This is a genomic window from uncultured Caldilinea sp., assembly GCF_937128415.1.
Lineage (GTDB): Bacteria > Chloroflexota > Anaerolineae > Caldilineales > Caldilineaceae > Caldilinea.
This window is the reverse complement of the sequence record NZ_CAKZMJ010000045.1, coordinates 26,574-37,358: the sequence shown is the minus strand read 5'-3', so window position 1 is coordinate 37,358 and position 10,785 is coordinate 26,574. Positions and strand designations below refer to the sequence as shown.

The 10,785-nt window shown below is 61.8% G+C and carries 7 protein-coding genes; 5 read left to right on the top strand and 2 right to left on the bottom strand.

Annotated features, from left to right (window positions below; genetic code table 11):
* Positions 1 to 230 precede the first annotated feature (230 nt).
* A complete protein-coding gene (locus Q0367_RS07120) occupies positions 231 to 1,331 on the bottom strand; it encodes a DUF4037 domain-containing protein (protein WP_297630782.1) in 1,101 nt (366 codons plus the stop codon).
* 172 nt (positions 1,332 to 1,503) lie between these two features.
* Between Q0367_RS07120 and Q0367_RS07115 the strand changes: the two genes are divergently transcribed.
* A complete protein-coding gene (locus Q0367_RS07115; RefSeq protein ID WP_297630785.1) occupies positions 1,504 to 2,283 on the top strand; it encodes an enoyl-CoA hydratase-related protein in 780 nt (259 codons plus the stop codon).
* Positions 2,284 to 2,287: 4 nt separating this feature from the next.
* Positions 2,288 to 3,667, top strand: a complete 1,380-nt coding sequence (locus Q0367_RS07110; RefSeq protein WP_297630788.1) for an FAD-binding oxidoreductase — start codon at positions 2,288 to 2,290, stop codon at positions 3,665 to 3,667.
* 4 nt (positions 3,668 to 3,671) lie between these two features.
* Here Q0367_RS07110 and Q0367_RS07105 read toward each other — a convergent pair whose 3' ends face one another.
* Positions 3,672 to 6,869 (bottom strand): glycoside hydrolase family 3 N-terminal domain-containing protein, encoded by a 3,198-nt coding sequence (locus tag Q0367_RS07105; protein WP_297630791.1) that lies wholly within the window; start codon positions 6,867 to 6,869, stop codon positions 3,672 to 3,674.
* Positions 6,870 to 6,955: 86 nt separating this feature from the next.
* Here Q0367_RS07105 and lepB point away from each other — a divergent pair, with 86 nt between their 5' ends.
* The 3 genes from lepB (at position 6,956) to mgtE (ending at position 10,759) form a co-directional block, all read left to right on the top strand.
* On the top strand, positions 6,956 to 7,525 hold the full coding sequence (lepB, locus tag Q0367_RS07100) for a signal peptidase I (RefSeq protein WP_297630794.1): 570 nt from the start codon (positions 6,956 to 6,958) through the stop codon (positions 7,523 to 7,525).
* 192 nt (positions 7,526 to 7,717) lie between these two features.
* Entirely contained in the window at positions 7,718 to 9,031 is a 1,314-nt protein-coding gene (locus Q0367_RS07095) for a BCD family MFS transporter (RefSeq protein WP_298981344.1), read from the top strand.
* A 360-nt stretch (positions 9,032 to 9,391) separates the two neighbouring features.
* Entirely contained in the window at positions 9,392 to 10,759 is a 1,368-nt protein-coding gene (gene mgtE / locus Q0367_RS07090; RefSeq protein ID WP_297630806.1) for a magnesium transporter, read from the top strand.
* Positions 10,760 to 10,785: the final 26 nt, after the last annotated feature.

The window sequence follows — 10,785 nt, the reverse complement described above, 5'->3', positions numbered from 1 at the left end:
GGGCCCTCACCCCCTGGCCCCCTCTCCCAATGCTGGGAGAGGGGGGCTGCGCCTCCGCGAAAGGCATCGGTTTGTCGTAGCTGCGGCTCGCAGCCGCAGGTCCTCGGCGGGCCCAAAAGCCGTGACACAATCGACGAAGCGCGGCGAAATTAAAGTGAAGGCGACCGTTCCGCATGAACCTGAAAATCGGTCGAGCCGGTAAGCGCTCCCGCTCTCACCCTCTCCCGCTCTCACCCTCTCCCGCTCTCACCCTCTCCCGCTCTCACCCTCTCCCGCCCTTCTTCAATCGGATGCAAATTCAGCAGCCCATCCCAGGTCGCCATGTCGAGCGACGCCACGTACTGGCTGTGATTGGCCTCCCAGTGCACCTGCTCCCAGACGGGCACGATGGCGCGCAGCTCGGCGGGCAACTGGTGCAGGATTTCGGCGTAGGCGTGTTCGAGCAGGCGGTAGCCCGAAGAGGGGTGTTCGGCAAACTTGGGATGAGGCTGGATGACGCCGTCGGCGACGAGAAAATGGTCGATCACGTCGGCCATGCGGTTGAGCAGCTCCAGCTTGCGCTCCCACGGCGTGCTGAGACGCACTGCCTCGTCCACCAGCGGCGCCATCGGCTCGTACAACCGCGGCAGGCGCTGAAAGAAGGCGTAGGTCCACTTGTCGTAAGGGTAATAGCGCTTTTCCAGCATGAAGCAGAGCTGCACCGCCCAGCGCACGGCGCGCGAAAAAGTGATCGTGGCATAGTATTCGTTATTTCGCAACAGCGCGCGTTTCAGCGCGTAGCTGCCCATGCCGGAGAAATAACGGCACCAGTGCGCAATGCGACGCAGGCGCACCGGCTCGGGATAATAGCCTTGCAGCACGGTGCGAACGTGGGAAAAGCGTCCTAACTCATCGAGCCATACTTCGCCGTTGATAACATGGACGATGTCCTCTTCCGGCGCGCTGAGCCACTCGGCGTAGGTTTGCGGCGCATGGTCGATGCCGATGGTTGTCTTCAGATAGCTCTCCAAGCCGGTGATGGAAAGCCCGGTGCCGCCGGAAAAACCGGCGCGCACGTCATACCCTCGATAGCGTTCAGGCAGATAAGGGAGAATCGATTGAGCGATCAGGTAGCCGCGGCTATAATAGAGCGCATCCGGCATGACGGCGTTGACGCGAATGCCCCAGTGGTGATCGCTGGAGAATTGGTCGTCCATGCCCATCACCTCGGAGCCATAGCCAAAGACGCCGAACGCAGTCTGCGCGGTCTCTTCAGGAAAGTCGCGACGCAGGATGGGCAACAGAACTTCTTCAAAAAATTGGCGGCTGACGTCAAGGATCGATTCGCGCATGCTCGCCTCCCGTCACTCTGATGCTGAGCGACACCAAAAATCGATAAGGTGTTTGAATCGAAAGAAGCGGTGATGTTCACTATTTTACACTTGCAGCGCGTGCGGCGACAATCCTGCATATTTCAGAGGTCTACTTTTCCATACCGACTTCAGTCAGCAAAGGAGTGTAACGATGACCGAACCATACGCTAATCTCCTGGTCAGCCGACGTGCGCGCGTCGGCCTCGTTCAGTTGAATCGACCGCAGGCGCTCAACGCCCTCAACAGCGAGCTGATGGACGAGCTGGTGAGGGCGTTGCAAGGTTTTGACGCAGACGAAGGCATCGGCTGCATTGTCGTCACCGGCAACGAGAAGGCCTTCGCCGCCGGCGCCGACATCAAGCAGATGGCGAACGCCGGCCCCGTCGAGATGATGCGCAGCCCTTTCATCGGCCATTGGGACGCCGTGCAGAAGATCGGCAAGCCGATCGTGGCGGCGGTGAGCGGCTACTGTCTGGGCGGCGGCTGTGAGCTTGCCATGGCCTGCGACCTCATCGTGGCGGCGGAAAACGCCCAGTTCGGCCAGCCGGAGATCAACCTCGGCATCATCCCCGGCGCAGGCGGCACGCAGCGGCTGACGCGCGCCGTAGGCAAGTCGGTCGCCATGGACATGATCCTGACCGGTCGACGCATCTCTGCGCAGGAGGCGCTGCAATTCGGGCTGGTGGCGCGCGTCTTCCCGACTGCTTCGTATCTGGAAGAAAGCATCGCCCTGGCGGCCGAGATCGCAGACAAAGCGCCGCTTGCGGTGCGCATGGCCAAAGAAGCGATCAACCGCGCCTTTGAAAGCACCCTGGCGGAGGGCGTCCTCTTCGAGCGCCGCGCCTTCAACCTGCTCTTCGCCACCGAGGATCAGAAGGAAGGCATGGCCGCCTTCATTGAGAAGCGTAAACCTTCCTGGAAAGGTCGATAGCGTCATGGGCGTCCCGACGGAGATCGTCATCTGTGGCGCCGGCATCGCCGGCATTGCTGCGGCCTACCATCTCGCCGTCAAACAGGGCGTGCGCAATGTCACGCTCGTCGATGAACGCGCGCCGATGAGTTTGACCAGCGACAAATCGACCGAAGCCTATCGCAACTGGTGGCCGGGTCCGGACGACGCCATGGTCCGCTTCATGAATCGCAGCATCGATCTGCTCGAGCAGATCGACGAAGAGAGCAAGCATCGTCTGCGGCTCAACCGGCGCGGCTATCTGTACGTGACCGGCGACTCCGCCTCCGTCCCGGCCCTGGTGGAGACCGCGCAGCGCGCGGCGCAGATGGGCGCCGGTGCACTGCGCATTCACGCCGGCAGCGTCCACGATCCGGAGTACATTCCCGGTGCAGCCGAAGATTGGCGGGGGCAACCCGACGGCGCCGATCTCTTTCTCGATCCGGCGCTGATTCGACGCCGTTTCCCTTATCTCAACCCGAATAGCGTGGCGGCGCTTCATGTCCGACGCTGCGGCTGGTTCAGTGGTCAACAGCTCGGCATGTGGATGTTGGAGCAGGCGAAGGCCCACGGCGTTCGTTTCCTCTCCGGCCGCGTGGAAGCGGTGGAAGTCGTCGGCGGGCGGGTGCAGGGCGTGAAAGTGGCGACCGATGCAGGAACGTGCATGCTCGCCACCCGCACTTTCGTCAACGCCGCCGGCCCGTTCGTCAAGCAGGTCGCCCGCATGATGGAGTTGGAGCTGCCGATCTTTTCGGAGCTTCACTTAAAAATGGCGCTCGAAGATCGATTGGGCGTAATTCCACGGGATGCACCGCTGGTGATTTGGGAGGATGCGCAGCATCTTCCCTGGTCGGCGGAAGAGTGGACGGCGCTGGCGGAGAGCGAGGAGACCCGCCACCTGCTGGAGCGCTTCCCCGGCGGCGCTCACTTTCGACCTGAAGGCGGGGCAGGCGCGCAGACGGTGCTGTTGTTGTGGGCCTACCATTTGACGCCGGTCGAGCCGCGCTTTCCGATCCCGATCGATCCAGAATTTCCGGAGATCGTGCTGCGAGGGATGACGACGCTGGTTCCAGGGCTGGCCGTTTACCTGAAGAGGTTGCCGAAATCTTACGTCGATGGCGGCTATTACACCAAGACGCAGGAAAACCGTCCGCTGATCGGTCCGTTGCCAGTGGAGGACGCCTACATCTTTGCTGCGCTGTCCGGCTACGGGCTCATGGCGGCGTGCGCCGGCGGCGAGCTTCTGGCCGCGCATGTGATGGGCGCAGCGCTGCCCACCTACGCACCCGCCTTTCTGCCCAGCCGCTACGCCGACCCAACCTATCAACGGATGCTGGTGGAATGGGGAGCGACCGGACAATTGTGACGGCTCATCGTCCGTCGCTGCGCAACTGCAGCCACAGCAAGGGCAGCAGCATCGGAATAAAGACGACGATGGGGATGCTCAGCATTCCGATGTTGCTGCGCAGCCAGCCGCCGCCTGGAAAAAGTCCGAGGCCGTAGAGGATGTAGCCTGTCAATCCAAAGATCGTGGCCCACAGCATGTTGTGCACCAACACCGAACGCGGCAGCACGCGCACCTGGAGAATCAGCAAGAGGCTCAACACCACCGCCATCGTGAAGAGCGCGATCGCCAGCGTGAGCAGATTGACGCGGTCGGGCGCAGGCGAGCGGATCAGCGTCGGATCCTCGGATGGAGCGCCTACGGGGGAGCCTTCGTTCGGCGAGGCGCCGGGAGCGGTCGTCGGCGTGGCCGGCGGCAAGACGACGATGCTGATGCTGCGGCTTGTAGCCTTCTCGGCGCGCGCCTGCACGCGCAATACGCCGCCTCGATCGAGAGTGATTTCTCGGACGGCTACGCCCCCGCGCGTGGGCGCCGGCTCTAACATCAACGCCACATCTTCGCCTTCGTAGCGCAGATCGAAATTGACAAGGACGCCGTCAGGAACCGGATGTCCGTTCATGTCAAGCACAGGCCCGGCGCGCATCCGCATCAGCGCGCCGGCGTCGATCGTCGGACGGTCGTCGGCTTCAGGCTGTTGACCGGTGCGCGCGATCACATCTCCGTCGCCTTCCTCAATCACGAGCGGAATCTGGGAGGCCGGGTTGGGGCGCAGACGTTCCGCAAGGCTGGCGAAGCGCGTGCCCGGCACATCGACCGGCGGCGCGCCGATCGGTGGGTAGCGTCGAAACAGGGCGTGCACGGCGCTCTCCAGAAAGGGCGTCGTTTTGCTATAAACCCCAAAATAGGCGGTCAACTTGCTCATTTCGGTGGCGTCCAGATAAAACGGCGCGTGTAGGGCCAGAACAACCGTTTTCTGGTTGGTGAGCAGGCCTGCATGGCTGCTCAGGAGCCGTTTGACCGCCGCGCTGTTGGGGGCGCTCTCCGGCGCCACATCGAGCATGGCGAAGATAATCCAATCGGCGTTGGCGATCGCCTCCAGTGTCTTGCTGCTCAGATCTGCAACAGCGGTCGTATTTTCGATTTCGTCCAACAGTGCGGTTGGAGGAGGCGTCGCCTGAGGAGGCGAGTCGGGCGGCGCGGCCGGAACAGCGGTCGGCGTAGGCGCAGGCGGCGAGGCGGAAGGGGCGAGCGTCGGCGTTGGAAGCAATCCTGCAGATGTGGGGGACGTCGCTGTCGGTGCAACCACCGGCGCCGCTTCGGTTCCAGAAGCGGCGTTTCGTTCCAGGCTGTCGAGCAGAGTGCTCAACTCGACGAACGTTTTGCTGACAATGTTGTTCGGATCGATCACGCCCGCCGACTGAGAGCCGTATAGCCGCTCGATGATGCGCGCCGGCGCGTCGGGGTCCACCGATGGCTCCTGTTCACAGGTCGGACACTCGCGCTGCAAACGAAAATCGGTGAAAATCAAGATGCGGTCGCCTGGTGCAAAGGCGGGAGGCACCGAGGCCGTCTGCGTCGAGGGATCGGGGTAGAGGAGCGTGATCGCAGAGCGTGCAATCTGCGCCATCTGTTGTTCGGCGGCGATGCGCTCTTCTCCGGTCAACGCCGAAATGTCAATGTCCGTCACCAGAAGGCTGGAGAGAGGGATCACCGGCTGGAGGAGCGCATCGCCCGAGTCGAGAGCGCTTGCTGCAGCGATCCGATCGATCGAATCACGGTGCAGCCCAAGCTTGAGTCGCACAATGCGGCGAACGGATTCATCGACCAGCGCTGCAAAGTCCTGGTCGCTGGCGTATAGAGAGCGAAACGCGGAAACCGTCTCCACGATGTTTCGGAATTGGGACTCCCAGGAGCCGTCCAGGCTCAGATCGGCCAGATAGAGCAGGTCGTTGCCCGCCACGAACGCGTCCTGAGCGACTCTCCGAAAGTTTTCCGGATTGGTTGTCTCGAAATAGCGGCGCAGCGCCGGCGCGCCCAGAGGGCCGGACATAACGACGCCGCCGCGGCTTTGCCATTCGGCGACGCCTTCCTGCCGCAAGATCGTGCGCAGCTCCGGCGCCAGGCTCAGCGGCGCCCCGCGACCATCGCCGCCCTGCAGACCAATGTAGCGCATGTGGCTGGTCATCAAAATATCGGTGGCGCCGGGGTCGCCCGCCGGATCGATCACCGTGGAGGGTTGTCGCGTCACGGCCAGAAATGGGGGCAGGGCGTTCTGCTGCAGCTCGCTGCGGCTCAACTGAATCGAGGCCACCTCTTCGTTGGGAACGCGATCCGCCGCCCCTTGCCCCGGAAAACTCTCGGCGACCGTGGCGACGCGGCCGCCGCCGCCGATGTGCACCCCTTCGATGTAAGCGCGCCCCAGTTGCGCCACCCAGTAGGGATCGCCTCCGAACGAATATATCCCCAGCGCGTTGAGTCGATTCGAGCTTTTGAGAGAGAAAACGTCGAGGTTAGGCCCCAGGAGCAGGTTAAAACCCACGGCGCGCAGCTCGCGTCCTACGACGCCGCCGACGCTGCGCACAAGGTCTCGATTCCACGACGCACCCAACGCCATCGGCGACGGCAGCGGCGTGAAGCCGCGGCGCAGCGCAGTCATGGGCAGATCGTCGCCGGCCTGATAGACGCCGATCAGAAGGGGAAGGGGAACGGCGCCCTGCTCTTCCTCTCTTGGAAGGATCGTGAAGCCCTCACGCGGGGGCCAGGGCGCCAGCGGCACCGGTCGCAGCGCCTGTTCGGCCGGCAAAACCAGGCCGTACGCCAGCGCCTGAAGCTGATTGGTCAGCGTGGCGACCTGCCGCGGCGTGTCTACGCCGCGCTCGTTGGAGAAGTTGCCGTAGCGCGGGCTGAGCACGACGCCGCCGATGTGCAGCCTGTGGAACAGCTCGATAAACTCGTCGTTGTTTTCAACCTCGCGGCCATGGATTGTGACCACAAACAACTGCCCGATGCGCTCGGCCGGCGACATACGGGCGACGAGCGCCGCCGCCAGCCGGTCGAGCCGGGCGGCTTCGCTTTCTTCAGCAGGAGTCGGTGTGGGCGTTGCGAGCTGGGCTTGTAAAGCGCCTGTCTGGGCGACCGACGCAACGATGATCCACAGCGCTGCGATCCAGCGCGTCCATCGTCGTCGCCAGCTTCTGGTGATTGGAGAATTTCGCCGCCTCATCAATTTGAATCTTACTTGCTGGACAACCTGACGCCAAATCGGTATACTCGTTTCCAGTGAGCAATCAAAGCAGTGTGAACGAGTCCATGATCCAGGAACCCGAAGAAGATCGACCCGCTGCGTCGACGCCTCCCGACGAGCGCCCCTGGCAGATGATTCGGCCTGTCTTGCTGGAGGCGCTTCAAATTGTGGCGCCCGCTTTGATCCTTGCCCTGGTCGTTCATCTGTTCCTCGCCCAGGCGACCGTGGTGTTCGGTCAAAGCATGGAGCCGAACCTGCACCCACACCAGCGCCTCATTGTAGACAAGATCAGCTATCGTCTGCATCCCCCCCGGCGCAACGACATCGTCGTCATCGACCTGCCGCATATTGACGAGTTGCTCGTCAAGCGCATCGTGGCATTGCCCGGCGAAACAGTCGAAATCCGTCAGGGCGTCATCTACGTGAACGGGGAGGCGCTGGCAGAGCCGTTCCCGCACGACATGACCCCTTTCGACATGGCGCCGATCACCCTGGGGCCGCTTTCTTATTTCGTCTTAGGCGACAATCGCAGCAACAGCAATGACAGTCGCGCCTTTGGTCCGGTGACGCTCGATCGGATTTTAGGGCGCGTCTGGCTGCGCTACTGGCCACTCGATCAAATCACCTTCTTCTGAGGCCGGCTTCGCTCCGGTTGATTGGGCCCACCTCGAGAGCAATCCCCTTCTCTCACAAGAGAAAAACTTACAGATTCTGATTTGAATCTATGAAAACCTATGTTAAAGTATTGTTTTTGATGAGAAAATAAGCTTGGCCTGGCAATGATGCAAAGACGCCAGCGCAAAAAGCCACTCTGGAGAGATTGACCCATGAGCGTTCGGGCGATTCTTCAACTCACTCTGGTGCATGTCGGCGTCTCGTTGACCGTGGTGCCGATCACCGGCACGCTCAACCGCATTATGATCGCCGACATGGCGCTGCCGGCTGTGTTGGTCGGCTTGCTGGTGGCGCTGCCTTATATGCTCTCGCCTTTGCAGGTCTTTGTGGGCAACTGGGCGGACCGTCGGCCCATCTGGGGAATGCATCGTTCTCCTTGGATCTTACTGGGCGGCTTGATGGCGAGCTGCGGCAGCTATGCGACCGCCCACGCCGCCTTCTACATGGACGAACATTTTGCAGCAGGCCTGCTTGCTGCGTTCGCCGTCTTCCTCGTGTGGGGAATCGGCGTCAACGTGGCTTCTGTCAGTTATCTGTCGCTTGCCAGCGAGCTGACCGAACGCTCGCCGAAGACGTGGCGCACCGCTGCAGTTGGCGTCATGTGGACGGCGATGATTCTCTCCACCATTGTCGCCAGCATCGCTCTCTCGCGCGTCCTCCAAAGCGACGCTTCCCCGACCGGCGTCATCACCGCCTTCGGGGCGGTGTGGCTGGTGGCGACGCTCTTTGTGGTCATCGGCTCGACCGGCATCGAACCATCCCGCGCAGAGAGCCCCATGGCTCGCCACACCGCCAACAACCCTCTGGAGGCGTTGCAAGTGCTGGCGCACAACGCCACCGCCAAGCGCTTTTTCATCTATCTTTTGCTGGTGCTGATCGGCGTGCGGGCGCAGGATGTGTTGCTCGAACCGTACGCCGCCGACGCCCTGGGGATGTCGGTGAGCGAAACGACGCGTCTGGAGGCGCTGTGGGGCATTGGCGTGTTTATCACGCTGTTGGGCGGAATGGGGCTTGTCCGTCTGTTCGGCAAGCGTCTGAACATTTATGTCGGCGGGTTGGTCGCCATCGTCTCCTTCGGGTTGGTGATTCTGGCCGGCGCGATCGGCAACATACCTTTCTTTCTGATCGCCGTGTTTCTGCTGGGGCTGGCGAGCGGGTTGATGACGGTCAGCAACCTCAGCTTTATGTTAGACATGACCGTCCCGCAGAACGTCGGGCTGTATATGGGCGCCTGGGGCGTGGCGAATTTTGTCGCCCAATCGTTGGGGAACGTCGGCGGCGCCCTGATGCGCGACGTCGCTTACTGGGTCAGCGGCAATGTGGCGCTCGGCTATATGACGGTCTTTGGCATTGAAATGCTTGGGGTTGCGCTCTCGTTGCTGCTCTTCCGCACGATCACGGTCGAACAATTTCAGCGCGATGCGCAGCTGGAGCTGGTCGACGTCCTGGCGGCGACCGGAGATTAAAACCCCTGGCTGCTAAGGAAATTTCTCCCCGCGCGGCGACGCGGACGAGGGTGCTTCCGTCGTCGCCGTCCCGCCGGACAACGATTCGAGTCCTGCCTTCGGCTGCGGTGTAGAGCAAGACTCGTCTCGTGCCTGCGCTTCCTCAGTTCACCCAAACTCTTGTGATTCACCGAGAATGTGCGGCTGGGAGCTGCATCTACCGTCGCCGCCGCCACGTACTCTATCCGCTCTATCGATGGCCAGGTTCAACTGCGCCACATGGGTTCTGAAGTCGAGATGAGTAGAAGGAAAAGGCTTTTTGACCCGATGGAAGGCTATACTGTACCATGCAGCGGGCTTCACGATCGAATGGCTAAACCGATGACCGACTTGAGGGGAGCGATGGGGAATCGACTGGAGACAACCAGCCTTCAGGAACTGCTTGCGCAGAAGCAATGGACGCAGATTCGAGAACTGGTAGCCGACTGGCCGGCGACCGAAATTGCCGATTTGCTCAACGAGTTGGACAAGGCCGAACGCGTGGTCTTTTTTCGCGTGCTGCCCCGACATCTCGCCAGCGAGGTCTTCACCTACCTTTCTTCGGAACAACAAAATCAACTGCTCAAAGATTTGACCGATGAAGAGACGCGTCAGTTATTGGCGAACCTCAGCCCCGACGACCGCACCATGCTGCTGGAAGAGCTGCCAGGCCGAGTCAGCCAGCGCCTGCTCAACCTACTCAGCCCTGAAGATTTAGCGGAAGCGCGCACGCTGCTCGGCTATCCGGAGGACAGCGTCGGACGGCTGATGACGCCTGACTACGTGGCGGTTCGCCGCGACTGGACGCTGGCGCAGGCGCTGGCGCATATTCGCATGCGCGCTCGCGACAGCGAGACGATCAACGTCATTTATGTCGTCGATCGTGACTGGAAGTTGCTGGATGCGCTGGAGCTGCGACGTTTCATCTTCGGCGAGCCGGACGCCACCGTCGAGAGCATCATGGACTACACCTTCGTCGCCATCTCGGCGTTCGCCGATCAGGAAGAAGCCGTGCGCGTAATGCAACGCTACGATCTCGACGTCCTGCCCGTGGTCGACTCCGACGGCGTGCTGGTGGGCATCATCACGGCGGATGATGTGCTGGACGTTGCGCAAGAAGAGGCGACGGAAGATTTTCATCGCACTGCGGCGGTGTCGCCCCTCAACGTCAGCTACCGCGAGATCGGCGTGCGCATGTTGTATCGCAAACGCATCGGATGGCTGCTGGCGCTCGTGTTCGTCAACATCTTTTCCGGCGCCGCCATCGCAGCCTTCGAGGATACGATCGCCGCCGTGGTGGCGCTTGTTTTCTTTCTGCCCCTGCTCATCGACAGCAGCGGCAACGCCGGCTCACAATCTTCCACCCTGATGGTGCGCGCGCTGGCGGTCGGCGATGTGCGCATAGGCGACTGGGGCAGGTTGCTCGGCAAGGAGCTGGTGGTGGCGCTTCTGCTCGGTGTGACGATGGCGACGGCGGTCTGGTTTGTCGGGTTCTTCCGGGCCGGCTCCCAGGTGGCGACGGTGGTGGCGTTGACGATGTTGCTGGTGGTCTTGATGGGAAGCATCATCGGCATGTCGCTGCCCTTCATTTTCAGCAAATTGAAACTGGACCCGGCCACCGCCAGCGCGCCGCTGATCACTTCCCTGTCCGACATCCTGGGGGTGTTGATTTATTTCTCTTTAGCCACCTGGCTGCTGGGCGTGGAGTAGTTTGTGATTGTTCAGCCTTCGGAGAG